Annotated in this window: 17 protein-coding genes; 6 read left to right on the forward strand and 11 right to left on the reverse strand. The window is 44.1% G+C overall.

Translation table 11 applies throughout. The annotated features are described in order from the left end of the window. The first annotated feature begins 12 nt into the window (after nt 1-12). The 4 genes from N4J56_RS18800 to N4J56_RS18815 all read left to right on the forward strand — a co-directional run bounded on the left by N4J56_RS18800 (nt 13) and on the right by N4J56_RS18815 (nt 5513). On the forward strand, nt 13-1536 hold the full coding sequence (locus N4J56_RS18800) for an O-antigen ligase family protein (RefSeq protein WP_317107825.1): 1524 nt from the start codon (nt 13-15) through the stop codon (nt 1534-1536). Between the two features lie 20 nt (nt 1537-1556). Next, nucleotides 1557-2573, forward strand: a complete 1017-nt coding sequence (locus N4J56_RS18805) for a methyltransferase domain-containing protein (protein WP_317107826.1) — start codon at nt 1557-1559, stop codon at nt 2571-2573. Between the two features lie 424 nt (nt 2574-2997). Then, nucleotides 2998-3987, forward strand: a complete 990-nt coding sequence (locus tag N4J56_RS18810; RefSeq protein ID WP_317107827.1) for a glycosyltransferase family 2 protein — start codon at nt 2998-3000, stop codon at nt 3985-3987. Nucleotides 3988-4085: 98 nt separating this feature from the next. Continuing rightward, a complete protein-coding gene (locus N4J56_RS18815; protein WP_317107828.1) occupies nt 4086-5513 on the forward strand; it encodes an oligosaccharide flippase family protein in 1428 nt (475 codons plus the stop codon). 111 nt (nt 5514-5624) lie between these two features. On the opposite strand, the gene urtE is transcribed toward N4J56_RS18815, so the two are convergent. The 8 genes from urtE to N4J56_RS18855 all read right to left on the reverse strand — a co-directional run bounded on the left by urtE (nt 5625) and on the right by N4J56_RS18855 (nt 14027). Further along, a complete protein-coding gene (gene urtE, locus N4J56_RS18820) occupies nt 5625-6386 on the reverse strand; it encodes an urea ABC transporter ATP-binding subunit UrtE (protein WP_317107829.1) in 762 nt (253 codons plus the stop codon). Between the two features lie 67 nt (nt 6387-6453). Further along, a complete protein-coding gene (gene urtD, locus N4J56_RS18825; RefSeq protein WP_317107830.1) occupies nt 6454-7227 on the reverse strand; it encodes an urea ABC transporter ATP-binding protein UrtD in 774 nt (257 codons plus the stop codon). A 36-nt stretch (nt 7228-7263) separates the two neighbouring features. After that, nucleotides 7264-7473, reverse strand: coding sequence for a hypothetical protein (locus N4J56_RS18830; RefSeq protein WP_317107831.1), 210 nt, complete (start codon nt 7471-7473; stop codon nt 7264-7266). A gap of 3 nt (nt 7474-7476) precedes the next feature. After that, a complete protein-coding gene (urtC, locus tag N4J56_RS18835) occupies nt 7477-8646 on the reverse strand; it encodes an urea ABC transporter permease subunit UrtC (RefSeq protein WP_317107832.1) in 1170 nt (389 codons plus the stop codon). A 137-nt stretch (nt 8647-8783) separates the two neighbouring features. After that, nucleotides 8784-9944: an urea ABC transporter permease subunit UrtB gene (gene urtB, locus N4J56_RS18840; protein ID WP_317107833.1), complete on the reverse strand. Its 1161-nt coding sequence runs from the start codon at nt 9942-9944 to the stop codon at nt 8784-8786. Nucleotides 9945-10230: 286 nt separating this feature from the next. Then, on the reverse strand, nt 10231-11559 hold the full coding sequence (gene urtA / locus N4J56_RS18845; protein WP_317107834.1) for an urea ABC transporter substrate-binding protein: 1329 nt from the start codon (nt 11557-11559) through the stop codon (nt 10231-10233). A 158-nt stretch (nt 11560-11717) separates the two neighbouring features. Beyond that, on the reverse strand, nt 11718-13115 hold the full coding sequence (locus N4J56_RS18850) for an O-antigen ligase family protein (RefSeq protein ID WP_317107835.1): 1398 nt from the start codon (nt 13113-13115) through the stop codon (nt 11718-11720). Between the two features lie 69 nt (nt 13116-13184). Next, a complete protein-coding gene (locus N4J56_RS18855; protein WP_317107836.1) occupies nt 13185-14027 on the reverse strand; it encodes a YaaW family protein in 843 nt (280 codons plus the stop codon). A gap of 182 nt (nt 14028-14209) precedes the next feature. On the opposite strand from N4J56_RS18855, the gene N4J56_RS18860 reads away from it, so the two are divergent. Both N4J56_RS18860 and N4J56_RS18865 read left to right on the forward strand, forming a co-directional pair. After that, entirely contained in the window at nt 14210-15301 is a 1092-nt protein-coding gene (locus N4J56_RS18860) for an NAD(P)/FAD-dependent oxidoreductase (RefSeq protein ID WP_410500536.1), read from the forward strand. Nucleotides 15302-15717: 416 nt separating this feature from the next. Further along, on the forward strand, nt 15718-16074 hold the full coding sequence (locus N4J56_RS18865) for a hypothetical protein (RefSeq protein ID WP_317107838.1): 357 nt from the start codon (nt 15718-15720) through the stop codon (nt 16072-16074). Nucleotides 16075-16087: 13 nt separating this feature from the next. Here the strand turns inward: N4J56_RS18865 and kaiC are convergent, their stop codons facing one another. From kaiC to N4J56_RS18880, 3 genes are all read right to left on the reverse strand, one after another. Next, nucleotides 16088-17647, reverse strand: a complete 1560-nt coding sequence (gene kaiC / locus N4J56_RS18870) for a circadian clock protein KaiC (RefSeq protein ID WP_317107839.1) — start codon at nt 17645-17647, stop codon at nt 16088-16090. Nucleotides 17648-17761: 114 nt separating this feature from the next. Beyond that, nucleotides 17762-18076, reverse strand: coding sequence for a circadian clock protein KaiB (gene kaiB / locus N4J56_RS18875; protein WP_317107840.1), 315 nt, complete (start codon nt 18074-18076; stop codon nt 17762-17764). A gap of 79 nt (nt 18077-18155) precedes the next feature. Continuing rightward, complete coding sequence (locus N4J56_RS18880) at nt 18156-18503, reverse strand: hypothetical protein (protein ID WP_317107841.1); 348 nt, start codon at nt 18501-18503, stop codon at nt 18156-18158. Between the last annotated feature and the right edge of the window lie 536 nt (nt 18504-19039).

A 19039-nucleotide genomic window follows, 5' to 3' on the forward strand; every position in this document is an offset into this window, starting at 1 on the left:
AAACCAGGTGTTATGAACGTGAGAAATGAAATCAGAAGGTTAGCCACCAGCTACCTGCCTGCTTCACAGGTCTCTTTTTGGATCGGAGTGGCGGGTGTCTTGGTAGGGCTAGCTGCGGGCATCCTGGTAGCTGCTCAGCCTGTTTATCTATTTGCTGGGGTGGTCGCTTTTGCGATTATTATCAACTTCTTTGCTGATTTTGAACGCACGGCGATCGCCCTGTTAATTCTTCGCAGTTCGCTAGACATCTTCTCGGCGCAGCAAATCCCGGCGTTATTTGCGCTAGGACTAGCGGCTTTAACATTACTCTACGTCGCCGCTGCGTTTTTAGAACGACGCACGATACATACAGATTGGTTTTGGTGGTTTTTGTTGGCGTGGGTGATGCTGCAAGGTTTGTGGCCCGTACTGTGCATCTTGGGAGGCTTGGGATTGGATGCCTCACCCTACCTAGTAGATAACGTCAGAGAGTGGACGCGCTTATTCTCTTGGGCAATGGTCTATCTATTAGTCATGCAAATGAAAGATAGAGTTGCGCCGCAAAAGATTATCGCGCTGCTCTTTTTTTCGTTAATTCCGCCGATAATTGTCGGTATATTGCAGAAATACGCCAATTTCTTGCTACCATCTATCCTAGCGCTGAAAAAGCCAGAGGTTGTCAGTCAGTTCGTACCAGCAGAGGTTGTCTCGGGTACGCGGATCAATAGCACGTTTGCCCATCCGAATAATTTCGTACTTTATTTACTACTTTTTATTTGTTTGGCTTTCTGGCAACTGTTACGGGGAAACAAACCGCGCTGGATGTGGTTGATTCTCTTATTTTTAATGGCGAATCTCTATGTCGGTACTGGGGCAATTTTTGGTTTAGTCATGCTCGTGACTGCTCTCGGAATTGCGATCGCCCCCAGGTTGAAATTTTATAACGCCCTTGGTGGCATCATGTTACTGCTGTTGGTTATAGTTCTATTTGCCAGCACGGATTACGGACGCAGCCGCCTGGATGGAATTTCCAATACGCCACTGCTGAACCCAGATATCGACGTTTCGCGGGCGATCGTCATGTCGTTTTCCGACTACAACAGTTTTAACTGGCGGATTGCCCAGTGGTATTATCTCTTACGCGCATGGCTGTACGAACCTTGGTTTGGCTACGGACTTGGTACGGGCGTTTACTTGAGTCCGTATAATTTAGTACCGCACAACGACTACATCCGCGCTTTAGTAGAAGGAGGTATTATCGGTTTGGTAACGTTTGTGGCACTCTTAGTAGCACAGGCGATCCGACTGCTCCAACTGCTGCGACAAGCTCCTAAAGGTAGCGATCGCTGGAATTTTTGCTGGAGTTTGCTAGCTCTACTGATTGCAACGTCCTTAGGTATGGCAACAGATAATGTTTGGAGCGGTACGGCTTTTTACTTTTACTGGTGGACTGTAATGGGTATAGCAGGCTGGAACTGGCAAGAGCGGAAGGATCGCAGTGCAGGCGATCGCGCGATGCTGTTGACGATGGAGACTGCTATCGAAGTGAAAAATTAATCCTCATTCAAAATGAATCCGTGAAAACACAATCTCCCATTTCCTTATCAACTGCTAGCAGTACTCCTGCGTACCTGCGTTTATCTGAGGAAACACAAGAATTGTTGTGTTGTCCAGTTTGTTCCTCTCAATTAGAGTTGGACGAGTCTCAGCTCAAATGTACGAACGGTATGTGTCAGGCTTGTTTTCCTATTGTGAATGGCATCCCTATACTGATTGACGATGAGGCAAGCGTGTTTGCGATCGGCGATTATCTCGATATAGACAATACAACTCTCAAACCAAAACCTCTATGGGAAAGACAACTCATTAATTTAATTCCCAGTATTCATTTAAATCTTAAAGGCAAACAAAACTATCAAAAATTTGTTGCCTTACTTCAGCAACGCCATTCCCGTCCAAAAGTTTTAGTTGTTGGTAGTAGCATCAGAGGTCAAGGAATGGAACCTCTATATTTCGCTCCTGACTTAGAACTTGTAGAAACAGATGTTGCCTTTGGCGCGGATGTCTCAATTATCTGCGACGCTCACAGCCTCCCTTTTGCCGACAATTCCTTCGATGGAGTTGTCATTCAAGCCGTCCTCGAACACGTCGTCGACCCTTATCAGTGCGTCGCAGAGGTGCATCGCGTTCTCAAACCAGAAGGCGTGGTTTACTCCGAGACTCCTTTCATGCAGCAAGTTCACTTGGGGAGATACGATTTTACTCGCTTTACCCACTTGGGACATCAGCGTTTATTTAGAAATTTTGCCGAAATCGCTAGCGGTCCAGTCTGCGGTACGGGAATGGCACTCGCTTGGAGCTATCAGTATTTTCTGTTGAGCTTTGTCAAGTCATCCCTTGCTAGAGCTTTAGTAAAGACAGTAGCAAGGTTAACTAGTTTTTGGTTGAAGTATTTTGACTACATATTAATTGACCGAGCCGGAACATATGATGCGGCATCTGGTTTCTATTTTCTCGGTACGAAAAGCGATCGCACTGTTTCAGATCGAGAATTGCTGGCTCAATATAAAGGCGCTCAAGCTAGCTCTTTTTAAAAGAGCTTTACCATAAAATGGTATTTTTTACCTGAGAGAAACCAAGGCGGCTGCTTGGCATCTGTCGTTCCTTGGTTTTGAAGTTTATAGCAATTTAATGCGATCGATTGCGATCGCATTGCGATCTATATAGATCCATTTCAAAGTTCAATTATTAACTAATAACCGCATAGCAATATATCGATTTATCGCAGAAATCGAGATCGAGACAAGTCAATGAATGACAAGCTCGTGTTTGTATCAAGACTTGTTCATCTATGAAGAGACATTGCCCGATCGCTGCTCCTTGTCATGAAGATCGAAGTGATCGGATCGAGTCAAAAAATGATTTCAATTGGCTATTATGTATTTTCGATATCTAGACGAACTGAAAAGGAATACTCTAGCGTAAGAATCATAATTGACCAAGTTGAAATTTAACAACATGCCTAAAGTTTCAGTCATTATTCCAGCCTACAATTCCATGACATATTTACCAGCAACTCTAGACAGTGTGCTGAGACAGACGTTTGCTGATTTTGAAGTATTCATCGTTGATGATGGTAGTTCCGATAATACTGCTGCATGGGGCAGTCAAATCCAAGATCGGCGCGTCCAATTGATGACTCAAGCCAATCAAGGTACTTGCGCCGCACGCAATACAGGTATTGCTCTGGCGCAAGGAGAATATATAGCATTCCTCGATGCAGATGACTTATGGCATCCCACCAAGTTAGCTAAACAAGTCCGCTATTTGGACGAACATCCAGAAGTCGGCTTAGTGTATACTTGGACAGCATTGATCGATCCCGAAGGTAGACCTACGGGCAGAATCTTTGCTAATCGCGATCGGGGTGATGTCTGGCAACAACTCGTACAGCGCAATATTACAGAATCTGGCAGTTCGTTTATGATGCGCCGTCGTTGTTTTGAAACTGTAGGGGTATTCGACACGACCTTATCCCACGTTGGCGACTGGGATATGTGTTTGCGAATTGCCGCTCGCTATAATTTTGGGGCGATCGAGGAACCTTTAGTGTACTATCGCCAGTACTCGAACAGCATGTCCAAAAACTGGCAGCGGGTGGAGAAATGTTTTTATACAGTGCTAGACAAAGCATTTCAATCTAAATTGCCAGAACTACAAGATTTAAAAGACCGTTGCTATGGCTTGGTAAACTTAACCCTTGCTTGGAAATGCCTGCAAACTCAAACCAAGGATTACAAACAAGCGATTCAATTTCGTACCACCGCGATCGCCTATTCCCCTCAACTGCGGTACTCTAAAGAGTACGTTCGCCTGAGTGTAGCAATTGCGATCGTGCGCTGGTGTGGCGCTGATGGCTACAATCGCATCTTGGCAGTATTTCATGCTCTGCGGCGACGAATCTCGAACCTCAGAGATCGGCTTTCAGTTCCTCTCAGTCCGGGTTAAGTGTTGCTTGTAACTTATGCTTCAAGTAGTTCGAGTCCTCAATCGTCTAGTTTAGTGCGACCGGACGGCGACGAACTACCGTCTAAAACCAAGAATTAATGCATACCAACCAATCTCTCAAAACTCTCAAAAACAAAGTCCTCCAAGGAGGTATTTATCTAACTATTAGACAGTTAGCAGCATCAGCGCTTTCATTAGTCAGCGTGCTGGTAATTGCTCGCGTCTTAGGACCAGAAAATTATGGGGTAGTTGTCTCGGCTGCATTTATTCTTTACTTTACTTTCTGGACGGCAAAATGCGGCTTAGATGTCTACTCGATCCGCCAACCCACTTTACCTAAAGATGCCGCAGAGCAGATTTTAGCGTTTTACAATACGGCAGGAATCGGGCTGTGCCTGCTGCTGTGGTTTGCTACGCCTCTAGTGGGTGCGTGGACGGGACAAAGCGTGCTAGTCGAAGTACTGCGGTGGCTAGTTCCCGTCATTTGGTTGGAAATGGTAGCTAGTGCCTCGATCGCAATGATGGAGCGAGAACTGCGTTTCCCCCAAGTTGGTTTAATTGAAACTTTGGCACAGGTATCTAACTATGCAATCTCCGTACCGCTCGTCCTACTAAATTGGGGCTATTGGGGACCAATCGCTGGTTTTGTCGTTCAGTTTACCCTACTAGCGGTGATGGCTTCTGTTTGCTATCCGATCGCGTGGCGTTGGCGCTGGCAACCGCAATTCATCAGTTCTGCACTGCGTAGCGGTCTGGCTTACTCCGGGTCTAATTTAATTTGGAATTTTAAAACTCTCACCGTCCCCCTAGTTGTGAGCCGTCTAGGTGGGTTAGAAGCGGCTGGAATTGTCGGTATTGCCATCCGTCTTTCCGATCAGTTGGGGATGCTGCGGATCGTGATCGCTCGGCTTTCCATCAGCACTCTTGCCAAATTACTCGGCGATACTGATGCATTGCGCCGCGCCATTAGTCGTGGGATTATCTATCAAGGTCTGCTGGTCGGTCCAGTGTTTGCTATCTTTTCTTGCTGTGCTAATTGGATCGTCCCTTTAATGTTTGGCAAAAGTTGGCTACCCAGCACCCAAGTCTTTACGTTCGTTGCTCTAGCAACATTACTCTACACGGTATTTAACATGCATATCTCGGCGTTATATGCCGCAGGTCACAATCGCGACGTGGCTCGGTTTAACGCAATCTACATTAGTCTGTTTTGGCTAGCTGCTTGGCTGCTACTACCAGTGTTAGGAGCTTGGGGTTATGGCGTGGCAGAATTATTTGCCTTACCTAGTTTTTTGGCGCTGCATTTTTCCATCACCAAATTATGTGGCGCACCGGATTACGGGGATGCGATCTGTTTAATTATCGCAACAGCAATCCCCTTACTTGCTGGTCCTTGGTTGCCGTTTTACATCAGTTTGAGTTTGCTGGTTGCCAGCTACAGTATCTTATTTCTAGTGCGACCCACCCTCAGAAGTATTCCTCTAGAATTGTATGCAGCTTGGAAAGCCCCCAAACCAGCTAAGTAGTAGAAAGTCATTTGTCAATTGTCATTTATGGTAATCGATGGTTAGTTCTCAGTTTTGACCCTTCGCTTTGCTCAAGAGCAAGCTTTCGACTTTTGACTTTTGACTTTTGATCTAGACTGCCAAAAATCGCTGAATGACATCCTGACTGAGTTCGCTGGTAGTACCAGATGCGACAATTCCACCTTTTTGCATCGCATAGTAACGGTTAGCTTGGCGGACAAAATGTAGGTGTTGTTCTACCAACAGAACGGAAATTCCAGTAGTGGCGATAATGTCACGAATTGTTGCCTCTATTTCTAAAATAATTGAAGGTTGAATCCCCTCAGTCGGTTCGTCTAGTACGAGTAGACGGGGATTTCCCATTAAGGCACGGGCGATCGCGAGTTGTTGCTGTTGTCCGCCGCTTAAGTCACCACCCATCCGCGATCGCATTGTTTTCAAGACGGGAAACAAGGAAAAAATGCGATCGGGAATCTTTCGATCGCCCTTTCTACCTTGGGGTAGGGCTTCAAAACCTAGTAATAAATTTTCTTCTACTGTTAAGCGAGGAATAATTTCTCGCCCTTGAGGAACGTAACCAATTCCTAATTTTGCTCGTTTATCTGGAGACTTCAAAGTTATCGGCTGTCCGGCAAAAGTCACTGCGCCGCTACGAGGTTTAATTAACCCCATAATTGTTTTTAGCAGCGTCGTTTTTCCCACACCGTTGCGCCCGATCAGACAAACCATTTGTCCTTCTGGGACGCTAATATCTACGTTGCGTAAAATATGACTTTCGCCATAATAGACATTTAATCCAGCAACTTGTAACACTGGTTTTTGGGCAGCAGAAGCATCGAATGATGAGGCGATCGCGCCTGTAGTAGGATTCATATTTTATTTTTGGTAATTGGTAATCGGTAATTGGTAGTTGGTAGTTGCTCCCCCAGCTCTCTTTTCCCTACTCCCTGCTCCCTGCTCCCTGTTTGTGTTCTACTTCTTGTCCCAGGTACACTTCAATCACGCGAGAATCGTTTTGAACTTCGTCAATGTTACCTTCACACAGTACCGAACCTTGATGCAATACTGTTACCTTACGCGCAATCTGACGCACGAATTCCATATCATGTTCGATTACCATAATGGAATGACTTTGAGCCAACGCTAATAGTAAATTCCCTACATTTTCGGTTTCTTCATCGGTTAAACCTGCCACGGGTTCGTCAACTAATAATAAATCTGGTGATTGCGCTACAAGCATTCCAATTTCTAAACGCTGTTTTTCCCCGTGGGATAGTTTTGACGCAGGTATATCTGCATTTGCAGTGAGTCCAATTGTTTCTAATAACCCAGATACGGTTTGGCGTTCCGCACTCTTAGGTTTACCAAATAAAGTTGACCAAAGCTTTTTTTGTTGATTGCAAGTGAGTTCTAAATTTTCTCGCGGAGTTAAGTTGAGATATACTCTAGGCGTTTGAAATTTGCGACCGATACCCAGGCGGGCAATTTGATGTTCTTTGAGCGATCGCAAGTTTTTTCCTTTGAACAATACCCGTCCTTGAGTTGGTTTTGTCTTCCCTGTAATCACGTCCAAAAATGTTGTTTTTCCTGCTCCATTAGGACCAATAATAACTCTTAATTCACCTTTATCTAAACTAAAATTAAGGTTTTTTAGTGCCTTAAATCCGTCAAAGCTGACCGTAACATCTTCTATTTCTAAAATTTTTTCGCCCACTTTATACCCTCTGTTTCTGTTATCAGTTGTCGGTTATCAGTGAAGAAAGGGTGTAGGGGAGCCAGTTGCGTGCGGGGGTTCCCCCCGTTGAGCAAACTGGCGTTGTGGGGTGTGGTGCGTGATGAGCCAATTCTCTCCCTCAGCTCCCATTCTTCGAGAAGGGCTTCGCCCTACAGCTTCCTCAGCCCCCTCAGCTCTCTTCTCCTTGTCCCCCTTGTCTTCTTTTTCCCTTCCCTCACTCCTCACTCCTCACTCCTCACTCCTCGTCTCTATCTCCTGCCGTTCGCTTTGCACTTCTGGATTGACTTCAATTTCAGGATAAGTTGATAGCTGCCGACGATGACCTAGCCGTAACAAGTCAGAACTACGCAACCAACCGACAATACCATCGGGTAGCACGGTCACAACGATTAAAAATAGCGCCCCTTGGAAAAATAGCCAGATCTCGGCAAATTGTTCGCTGAAAAAACTTCTGGCATAGTTGACGAGCAATGCCCCTACAACTGCGCCTACCAAGCTGCCACGTCCGCCAATTGCTACCCAAATTACCATTTCAATTGAGAAGGCAACATCCATCGCTCTTGGAGACACAGAGCCGCTTTGGAGAGTATACATTGCCCCAGCAATCCCCGCGATCGCCCCTGAAATTGCGAAGACTAGCACTTTAAATTCTGTCGGGTCGTAACCGGAAAAGCGGACTCGACTCTCATCATCCCGAATCGCTACCAGCAGCCGTCCGAAGCGTCCGCTCGTTAACCAGCGACACAAGGCATAGGTAGCAATGAGTAACAGCACCGTGAGGACGTAAAAGCTAAATCGCGTCGGTCGCGCTCCTACTGCTGCGCCCAAAAGAGTTTTGAAGTTAACTAGTCCGTTCGTACCGTTAAATAGTTTTTGCTGCCCGTTAAAAAAGTTGAAAAAAACGATGGTTGCTGCTTGAGTCAAGATCGAAAAATAAACGCCACGAATGCGATTGCGAAAGACCAAATAGCCTAACAAGGCAGCCAAGATCCCAGGAATCAGTACGACAGCAGCCGAAGCAAAGGGAAAAGCTTGAAATGGATGCCAAAACCAAGGTAGTTCGGTCACGCCGTAAAGTCCCATAAAATCGGGAAGTTCGCCTTGGGGGACTTGGAGTTTCAAATGCATTCCAATCGCGTATCCACCCAAACCAAAAAAGATACCGTGACCTAAACTGAGCAACCCCGTGTATCCCCAGATCAAATCTATGCCCAAAGCGACAATTGCCAGAGATAAAAATCGTCCTAACAAATTGAGGCGAAATGGGGAAATTAAAGCTGGAATGATAAAAATTAATAAGATAGCGATCGCGCCGATTATACCTGCTTCAATTAAGAGCGATCGCTTCTTACCTCGCACTAAACCTCGTCTTCCGATCGCTAATTGGTTATTTGTCATTTGTCATTTGTCATTTGTCATTTGTCATTTGTCATTTGTCATTTGTCATTTGTCATTTGTCATTTGTCATTTGTCATTTGTTGACTGACAACTTTTCACTGATAACTGTTCACTGGTCACTGGTCACTGGTCACTGATTAAGCATCCACAGTCCGTCCTTTCTGTGGGAAAATCCCCCCTGGACGCACTTGTAGAAAGGCAATAATTAAAGCAAATACCATAACTTTCGCCATACTCGTTGTGGCAAAGAAGGTAAAGAACTCAGATAAAGGCGGGATGGGTGCTGTGAGGATTGCTAAAGTTCCAGAACCAACTAGGTAATTTACCGTACCAATTGCTAATGCGGCTACAATTGTGCCGACCAATTTACCTACACCACCGACAACCACGACCATAAATGTATCGACAATGTAGTTCTGTCCTGTATTTGGTCCCACAGAACCGAGATAGCTAATCGCACATCCAGCTACCCCAGCTAGTCCCGAACCAATGGCAAATGTAAGGGCATCAACTTTTTGAGTAGGAATGCCCAAGCAAGAACTCATGCTACGATTTTGCGTTACAGCACGAATTCGCAACCCCCAAGCAGTGCGTTGCAAGAATTGATAAACTCCAATGACGCAAATAATTGTTAGCGCAATGATAAATAATCTGGCATAGGGCAATTGAAACCCACCTACAGGTAAACCGCCACGCAGCCATCTCGGTGCGGAAACATCCACGTTCTGCGCCCCAAACCAAGGTTGATTCACTGCGAGTTTGTAAGTTTGACTCAAAATATTGCCAACTGCGATCGCAATACCTAAAGATAAAGGCAGCATCACTAGTACAAACCAATTACGAATGCGATCGAAGTCCGAACGACGCTGGACGATCCACAAACTGCCGAAAAATAATAGACAAAATAAAACTATTCCAATTGCCAGCACCCAATTCACGCTGCGCACGAACTGTTGCAAGATTAAACTTACGCCCCAAGTTGCTAGTAGGGTTTCTAACGGTCTGCCATAAAGATAGCGAATGACTCCTCTTTCTAAAATGACTCCCACCCCAGCAGCGACTAAAAAAGCCAATATGAGAGCGAAAAAAATATAAAAATCAAACCAAGGTTCGCCCAATTTTTTAAAGCCTGCTTGGACTACAAAAGTCGTGTATGCTCCTAGCATCATCAACTCGCCATGTGCCAAGTTGATTACACCCATAAGTCCAAATACAATCGCTAGCCCTAGTGCTGAAATCAATAGCACGGAACCGATACTAATACCGTTAAATAAACCGTCAAATAATCCGATTAACACGCTTCCCCCCAATTCAGATGTCAGTTATCAGTTATCGTAGGGGCGGGTTTAGCAGATAGATTGACAATTCAAATAGTAGATCGAGAGTCAAAACCCGCCCGTATAGCAGTTGGTTATCAGTTATCAGTGTAGAGACGTTACATGTAACGTCTCTACAAAGTTACTATTAAACAATGGAATGGCGATCGCGATTGTTTATGAGAAACAAAATTTTCCCGAGCGTCAATAATTTAGCTGTATTTGACAACTGTTAACTAATAACTGTTAACTGTCAACTGTCAACTGATTAAGCTGACTTGTATTTTCCGCCTTTGTTGGGATCTGACCAATCGCAGCTATATCCCTTAGTTTCTTTAACAAATTGATTCCAGGGAAGCGGTGCAACTGCCTTATCAGTAGAGTAAACGATTTCAAACAAACCATCGTCTCTCACTTCACCAATTCGGACAACTTTAGAGATATGATGATTCTTATTTAGAGTGATTTTACCTTCTGGTGCATCGAGGGTTTGTCCGTAGGCAGCAGCTCTGACTTTAGCTAAATCGTCAGCCGTACCAGCTTTTTCTACTGCTTGTTTCCACAGGTAAACCGCGATATATGCAGCTTCCATTGGGTCATTGGTCACTCTATCTTCGCCATATTTCTTCTTAAAGGCTTCGACAAATTTCTGATTAGCAGCAGACTCAACTGTTTGGAAATAATTCCAAGCGGCGTAGTGACCTTTCAAATAATCTGGACCTATTGCTCTGACTTCCTCTTCCGCAATACTCACAGACATGGAAGGATACTTATCTGGACCCATGCCAGCGCCTTGCAATTGTTTGAAGAAAGCTACGTTGCTGTCTCCATTCAACGTGTTGTAGATGATACCACCATTAGGTAAAGCTTGCCGAATTTTGGTAATAATTGGGGTAACTTCTGTGTTGCCAAGTGGTAGATAGTCTTCACCAACAACCTTACCACCTTTTGCTACTAATTGCGCTTTAATAACGGTGTTTGCAGTCCGAGGAAAAACGTAATCGGAACCGACTAAAAAGAATTCTTTCCCTTTATTTTGCAGCAGCCAATCTACTGATGGTTCGATTTGTTGGTTGGGGGCTGCACCAGTGTAGAAAATATTTTTAGAACACTCTTGTCCTTCGTACTGCACTGGATACCAGAGCATGTGATCTTTAGATTCAAATACTTCTAACACGTTCTTGCGGCTAGCAGAAGTCCAACAGCCAAATACTGCAACAACGTTATCTTCGTCGATTAACTTGTTGGCTTTTTCTCTGAAAGTATCCCAGTTGGAAGCACCGTCTTCAGTAATTGGAATAATTTTCTTTCCTAACACGCCACCAGCAGCATTGATCTCGTCAATTGCCAGCATTTCTGCGTCTACGACACTCTTTTCACTAATTGCCATCGTACCGCTAAGAGAGTGCAGAACACCCACCTTAATGCCATCTCCACTAGCAGCAGCCGTGCTGACATTGGCAGCTGATGGCGATGCAGTTCCATTGGGACTTGATTCAGTCGTAGGCGAATTTGCACAAGCTTTTAATAAAATACTGGTTCCCAAAGTGGCAGAACCGTACAGTAAAAACTTCCGCCGATTAAATTGTGTTGTCATAAGTGGAGAAATTATTTCGTGCAGATATATGCTTTACAGCAGCTATATCAAAGTATGGACATTGATAGATACTATGGCTCTACTTGCAGGTAAATTGTATTTTATTATACTAATTTCATATTTTCGAGACGGTAGGGTGTAAAGTAAGGTAAAAATTTTCAGTCTGAAGGTAGAACCTGCTGTTGGCGGCGCTGTGTAACTCCAGCGATCGCTGCCAACAAAATCCAGAATAGAGTGTTGAGACGAGCATCAAATATAGTGACATCTGTGGTGTTAAAAAGCAGACAAGCACAAACAGCCACTAGATAAGTGAAAACAATGAGGCGATCGCTGTTGTACGGGAGTCGGGAGTGGGAGAGTGGGAGTCGGGAGTTGGGAGGTTCCTTACTCTGAGCATACAAGCTCGGTCTCTTTACTAAGAATTGAATCGATTGAAACAAAATCCAGCCGATCCAAGCACAAAAAACGATGGTTGCTGGAAGACCAATTTCCGCTGTCAGCATCAGAAATAGATTGTGTGGATGACCCATCCAAGTTTGCGTTTGTGCCATGTAGAGAGGCTGAAAATTCCGCAATCCCCAACCCGTCCAAGGACGCTGTTGGGTCAAATTCCAGGCAAACCGCCACTGTGTCGTTCTCAGCGTCGCCTCTGGACGAACGTAGAGTTGGTCTGTTAACCTCTGCCAAAAGTAAGCGGGAACGATAAGCCGCAGCCATTGTTGCAGGGGTGGAGGTGAAAAAGCTGCGCCAAAAATAGCCGTCGCGATCGCACTTACTCCCACCAGCAACCAATGCCAACCCTGATACACCGCAAAAGCAATCGCCGCGATCGCCGCGATCGCCCAAGCATTGCGAGAATTCGTCAAAATCAAAGCTGCCAAATTGCCCAGTACAATTGCACCTAGTAAGATTTGAGTGATAAGGGGTGAGGAGCGAGGAGTGAGAGGTGAGGGATAAAATAGTTTTGAATTTTGACTTTTAACTTTTGACTTTTCCAAAAAGCTTTCAATCCACAATCCCAACGAGAGAATAAAAGCGATCGCTAAGTAAGCACCAAGGACGTTGGTATACATGAAAATAGAAGTCATCCGACCAGGCGGATTACCTTGAGGTGCGATCGCGCAACCCAGTGCCACTAAAATATCGTGCCACGCTTTCGGAGTTGCCCAGCCCCAATATAGTTGACCGAAGCCCGCGATCGCGATCGGTACGGATGTGAATACTAATATTTGTGCTAATCGCCTGAGCTGAGCTGGTGTTTGTAACAAGACGCTAAAAGTTACAAATAAGCTAAAAAATGGCACGAAATTAAATAAACCCAACCAAGCATCCTGGCGATAATAAGCGAACAGACTCATGACCACCAACCATCCACTTAAAAGTATCAGTACCCAATTGAGTCGCCTGTGGAAAATCGTGCGGTACTGTCGTCGCCAAATAACAAATTGCGCCCAGAGCAAAGCGATCGCCCCTACCAAAGGTAGTAACGGAAACAGTAACAGCCCTAATTGGATGCAGTTCCAAGCATTGTGTAAGCGTTGGTCTTTAAGAGTCATTGTCAAGAGTTAATAGTTGATAGTTAATAGTAGTCAACCATTGACCATTAACCGATAACTGTTGACAATTTATGCCATTTCCCAACATTCAGCACGAGTGAGGCGAATTTGCGCTAGAGCAAAGATTGCTGGAATAACGCGACCGTAATTGGTTGAGATTGCCCTCCAACCCAAATCGGCGAGAAACCACGACCACATAATCGGTCCTAGAAAGGTAAATGCTCCCCTGACTGCTCCATACCTAGCTGCACTTACAGCCATACCTTGCTGGGCTGTTTTCAGCGTGACGTAATTTTGAAACTGAGCTGCTGCAACTGCACCACCTTGGACAATAGCTTCTTTTGCCATTTGATAGCTGGCAAAATGCAAAGCAAATTGCTGGGCGATCTGTTTGAGCAGTATTGGTTGGATAATCGAGCTAACGGCGATCGCACTACCACCTTTGACCAGCAAAGACATCGGATCTTTTTGTATGGTTAGCGGTAGCGGTTGTGATGGGGAAGATGCTGCTAGCGATCGCTGTACCCGAGCTGTCAGTTGTTGCTTTTCTGAGGCAGGTAGACGCTTCCACGTCCGTCCTAAGAGATTTAAAAAGACTTCTACCTCTAAATCGGTGGTACTCAGCGCCGTGGAGTAAGAAATTTTGAGATAGCGACAAACTTGAATTAGAGCTTGTCTGTAGGTAAATTTGTTCGTGTCTCCACGCAACACAGTCATTCCATCGGCAGCTAAATAGCGGAATCGTTCTTCTAGCGTATCTAACCACGCTTCCCTATCTAAGCTTTGGACATCAATCGGTTCGGGAGTGTGAACGTAATCTAGGGGATTAAACTTACGGCGAAATAACAGTTGGGTTAAATGCTGTAATTCTTCTTCCGTAGCTAGTTCCAATGCCGCTCTCAGTTCATCCAAAATCCCTTCCTCCCGCAAGTCCAGCAACAGTCACTCACGATCGCTATTTTACTTCTAAAGTGAAGGGGAAGGGAGAAGTCAAAAGTCAAAAGTCAAAAGTCAAAATTCTTTCTGAATTCTCCCCACCACACCCTACATCCTACACCCTAGTCCCTACTCCCTACTCTCTACTCCCTACTCTTATGTACGACATTGCGATAATTGGCGCTGGAATGGCTGGTTTGGCTTGCGCTCAGCAGTTGCACCAAGCTGGATACAACGTGCTAATTTTAGAAAAATCGCGGGGGTTGGGAGGCAGAATTGCCACGCGCCGCTTGCACGATACTCTTGCCGATCACGGGACTTGTTACTTAAAACCAAAAGGCGAGTTAATGCAGCAATTTGTCCAATTGTTATGCGATCGCCATATTCTTCAAGTCTGGACAGATAATTCCGAATTTTGTAGGGACGCACAGCAGTATGCCCCTACGAAGTCTGAATTCCGTTATGTTGCTCCTGCGGGAATGAATGCGATCGCGAAGTTTTTAGGACAAGGTTTACAAATTTGGCGTTCTCAAAGGGTAGAGGCGATCGCTTTTCATAATTCTTATTGGCAGCTATCTCTAGAATCTGCTCGTCCTGAAGCTACAGCTAACCGATGGTCAGAAGTCATAGCTAAAGCTGTTGTTTTTGCGATTCCCGCACCGCAAGCTTTAGCAATATTGGAGCCATTAACCGAGCTTTCTACTGTTGCTACGTTGTGCGATCGACTGCGTTCTGTAGAATTTAATCCGTGTTTGAGTGTCATGGCTGGATATTCATCTCAATTGGAACCACAACCAGATTGGCAAGCAGTGAGTTTTGTTGACAATCCCGTCCTCGCCTGGGTTGGTTGGGATAGTAGCAAACGAGTCGAAAAAACTGGTAATTACGAAGTTTTTGTCGTGCAAAGTAGTGCGGATTTTGCTCGGCGTTATTTAGAAACTTCCGATTTACAAGCTGCTGGTTACGAGTTATTAGCAAAAGCCTCTGAATGTTTGCTTCTTTGGTTAGCAAAACCGGAATGGATACAAGTTCATCGCTGGCGCTACGCTTTCCCCAGTCGTCCTTTAGTGCAATCTTATTTATCTACTGAAACTGAATTACCTTTAGTTTGTTGCGGTGATTGGTGTGGCGGAAATTTTGTCGAGGGGGCAATGCATTCCGGTATAGCAGCAGCGACAGAGATTAATCGTCAAATGGAGGGGCGATCGCTCCCTGGATCTAACTTTTTACAGGCGATCGCTCTAGGATAATATCTAGGTCGAATCGATATTATTTAATGTCATTTACGAGCGGGGATCGCGAATCTTGAGTTAAAACTAAGCTTAAACCAAAGAAGATTGTACAAATCTCAAACCTTAATTTCTGTCAATTATTTCTATAACTTTCCTCTTTTTCACTCACTTGTATATTAAGTTGAGTAAATATTTTACTGAGTTTTGTATAGATTCGTGCTAGAAAATCTGGGCATTGAAATAATTGTAAGTGAGAGGTAAATCGATTTGCTGCAAGAGGTTTTTCAGACTTAGTAACGAGTTTAGGAACAGAGTTTATATAATTCTACTCGCAATTCTAAATCTACTTACACATTGAGCGATCGCTTTGCATCTATCAAAAGAAATAGATTTTATGAAAATACACTTTCGCTTGGGAAATGGGGGGATGAAATATGCCGAAAACATTAGTTAATTTAACCCATCAAGCACTAATAACAGAAATTGAGGCGGTTTTAGATAATTATCCTTACTATCCTCACTGTCAAGCTTTTGCTAATCCCGATTTGCGGCAAGAGTTAATTGCTTACGTCCTCAGTCGGATTCCTTGTGCTTTTAGTGCCGTAGACGATCGCGATTTAACTTTTCTAACCTATAGGCTTCCTGGCGATCGCGCGGAGTATCGCATCCAGATTGAAAATTTAATTCATCAAGGGATTTGCTGTGTCTTACAGGATAAAGCAGATTGGGTCAGCTGTCACATTCCCGAACCATATCAATGTGGTGTAGAACCTTCGCATTGGTTCGGTTAAAGATCGTAGTCAACTATGGTTCGCTACCTTGAAATCCCTTGACAATTCGCGATAACTCTGCTTTTTCATCTGTACTAACGCGACTGGGAGAGCCGCTGATGATTCCCTCGTAGTTACTAAAGGAATCGGTAATTTCAGGACCGTCAGCACTAATTGTATACTCGCGAATCCCATTATCGTGCCAGGAACCGCGCATCTTAAACACGTTAATTGCCCGCGACATTTGCCCGCGAATTTCTACGTATTGCAGTAATAAAATCGTGTCTGTAATTGTAGAAATATGGGATTCTGTGATTGAATGCGCTCCCATGAACTGATCGGTAGTATTGGTGAAAAAACCCGTGATCTCTTCTTGTTTAGCAAAACCAGTTACGCCAATGACGAATTGTCGAAAGGCATTGTTGCTAACTCCTCTTGCTAACGCTGAAAGCGAGTCGATCGCCACTCTAGCTGGTTTAAATTCAGCAATTTCTGATTTAATAATCTGTAAATGGTCTTCCAATCCTGCCGATTCAGGATAAGCACAGATAATCTTTAACAGTCCTTTTTTCTCTAAGTCTTCAAAGTCAATTCCCCAAGAATAAGCATTGCGTGACAATTGAGCGCGAGATTCTTCGTAGGCAAATAAAATTGCTCGTTCGCCGCTGCGACAGCCATTTTCGAGAAACTTACTGACGAGTAACGTCTTACCTGTACCAGTAGCCCCCGTTGCTAAAATAATCGAATCTTTAAAGAAACCACCGCCGCACATTTCATCCAAAGTCTTCACGCCGGAGGAGACACGCACGTTAGAAGAACGCTGCGTTAAACGCATTGCACCCAAGGGAAAGATATTAATTCCGTCGTTGGTGATCGTGAACGGATATTCTCCTTTCATATGCGTCGTGCCACGCAGCTTTAAAATCTCCATCGTGCGGCGGCGACGTTCCCCTTCCAAAACGTTACGCACGATCGCCACGTTGTCAGCGACAAACTCTTCTACACCAAAAGAGGCGATCGCGCCATATTCTTCGGTGCGTTCGGTTGTAATTATCGTGGTTACGCCAATCTGCTTGAGTCTGGCAACCAAGCGAAAAATTTCCCGCCGAACGACAGAAGCCGCTTCATATTGTTGAAAAACTGCCGTGATCGAGTCGATCGCTACCCTTTTTGCCTTATATTTATTGATAGCGTATTGCAATCGCTCGATCAACGCCGATAAATCGAAGTTCCCAATGACCTCTTGTCCCTCTGGATCGGGCGAAGCGTCTAAAATAAACAGCTTGCCTTCCTCAATGAGTTTTGGTAAGTTCCAGCCAAAACTGTAGGCGTTTTTAATAATATCGCTGGGAGACTCTTCAAAAGTAACGAATACACCTGGCTCGTCAAAAAAAAGTATTCCATTGTACAAGAATTGTACGGAAAATAAAGTTTTACCAGTCCCCGAAGTCCCGCTAAATAGAGTGGTTCTCCCTAGTGGTAAACCACCATGACTGATATCGTCAAACCCCTCAATCATGGTGCGAATCTTTTGCACGCCTGTCCCATTTGGGCTAATCTTATTTTGCTTACCGCTGGAAGTGATTTCGCTCATCGCTTTAGAATGAAAGGGTTATTAAACCAAATTAAGACTAAATTAAAATTAGTTTATTTTTTATAACAATCCAAGTTTACTGAAAGATTATCTCATATTGAAGTTGGAAAATCACTACTCAAGTGCCTCTGCCTCAACGAGTTCTTCATAGAGTAAATCCAAGCCAATTAAAACTTTTTCTCGATCGGAAAGATCTCCGATGATTTTCCGTACAGGCGGAGGCAAGATTTTCGAGAGCGTTGGCGTAGCTAAAATTTTATCTTCCTCTGCCAGTTGAGGGCTTTTCAGCACATCAATTACTTTCAGGGCATAGACTCCTTGAAATTCTTGTTCTAGGATGTTTCTGAGCGTTCTTAATGCCCGAATAGAGTTAGTAGTATTCCCAGCTACATACAGCTTTAGAACATAAGTTTTTTTAGGCGCGTTCATAGATAAAGACGCAGAGGTTGTTTGGAGTGAAATCTGACCACTTATTATGCTATCAAAGTTTAATTGATACATCGATTGCTCAAGACATGGAGGTGCGATAAATTTCACATAAATGAGCCAGAATATCAATTAGAGTCAAGCGATAGTCTAGCAACACTTCGTCATTTCGCCCCTCTAGCTTTAACTGCTTGGAAAATTCGTCAATTAATTCCATATGAATTTCAATAATCTGAGGCACGGGAACTTTAGCATCAAAAGCTACATTAATAAATCGATCGATCTGTTGTTTTACTGTATTATCGTTATTAAAATAACGCAACAAGATTTGACAATAATCAGCTTTTAGTTGTTGTAGAAACTCCCGATCGCGATTCAGTGTCATCTGCTGTGATAAGCTTTGGCGTTTTCCGAGGTGATGTTCATCCATGCAGTTAACTGGCAATTACTTTGAGGGAAATAGCTAATAGCAAGGCAGTCATGTTACATAGCATTATATGGTTGCTTAATACTATTTTTAGATTTGCAATTCGACTAAAAAAAAGCAGGTAGTTCGATTTAACTGCTTTGCAATCTACGAAGGGATCGAGCGATCGCCATCAAAAAGACATTGAGGTTGAAGCTGCGCGCTCGGTCAGTGCATTACTAGTCATAATGAGTTCATCAAACAATCGAAACGACAAAACATAAAATTATTTGTTTGTTTATGGGCGACAGCAGACAGAATAGAGTAAAAAAGATTCTAGATTGCTCCAGTGGATATAGTTCGATTGCTCGCTACTAAGTCAGCATTCATATCTCCAGAGTTCAAGAAAGGTGTCAGTTCCGTTACTTTTATGAAGTTAATTAAACTAAATTAAAACATTATAGCGTTTTCTCGTGCGCCTTTCCTTCCACAACTTCAGTTTGAGAGACTATAACTGGTAGATGCGTAGCTCTGTTGCTAAAGGAGCTATAACTGTAATC

Origin of the sequence: Chroococcidiopsis sp. SAG 2025 (assembly GCF_032860985.1) — a bacterium.
Taxonomy (GTDB): domain Bacteria; phylum Cyanobacteriota; class Cyanobacteriia; order Cyanobacteriales; family Chroococcidiopsidaceae; genus Chroococcidiopsis.

What these genes read in the sequence shown, in the direction of transcription:
- N4J56_RS18800 (WP_317107825.1), top strand. Translation starts at nt 13, where the DNA reads ATGAACGTGAGAAATGAAATCAGAAGGTTAGCCACCAGCTACCTGCCT.
- N4J56_RS18810 (WP_317107827.1), top strand. Translation starts at nt 2,998, where the DNA reads ATGCCTAAAGTTTCAGTCATTATTCCAGCCTACAATTCCATGACATAT.
- N4J56_RS18815 (WP_317107828.1), top strand. Translation starts at nt 4,086, where the DNA reads ATGCATACCAACCAATCTCTCAAAACTCTCAAAAACAAAGTCCTCCAA.
- urtE (WP_317107829.1), bottom strand. Translation starts at nt 6,386, where the DNA reads ATGAATCCTACTACAGGCGCGATCGCCTCATCATTCGATGCTTCTGCT.
- urtC (WP_317107832.1), bottom strand. Translation starts at nt 8,646, where the DNA reads ATGACAAATAACCAATTAGCGATCGGAAGACGAGGTTTAGTGCGAGGT.
- urtA (WP_317107834.1), bottom strand. Translation starts at nt 11,559, where the DNA reads ATGACAACACAATTTAATCGGCGGAAGTTTTTACTGTACGGTTCTGCC.
- N4J56_RS18850 (WP_317107835.1), bottom strand. Translation starts at nt 13,115, where the DNA reads ATGACTCTTAAAGACCAACGCTTACACAATGCTTGGAACTGCATCCAA.
- N4J56_RS18860 (WP_410500536.1), top strand. Translation starts at nt 14,210, where the DNA reads ATGTACGACATTGCGATAATTGGCGCTGGAATGGCTGGTTTGGCTTGC.
- N4J56_RS18865 (WP_317107838.1), top strand. Translation starts at nt 15,718, where the DNA reads ATGCCGAAAACATTAGTTAATTTAACCCATCAAGCACTAATAACAGAA.
- kaiC (WP_317107839.1), bottom strand. Translation starts at nt 17,647, where the DNA reads ATGAGCGAAATCACTTCCAGCGGTAAGCAAAATAAGATTAGCCCAAAT.
- kaiB (WP_317107840.1), bottom strand. Translation starts at nt 18,076, where the DNA reads ATGAACGCGCCTAAAAAAACTTATGTTCTAAAGCTGTATGTAGCTGGG.
- N4J56_RS18880 (WP_317107841.1), bottom strand. Translation starts at nt 18,503, where the DNA reads ATGGATGAACATCACCTCGGAAAACGCCAAAGCTTATCACAGCAGATG.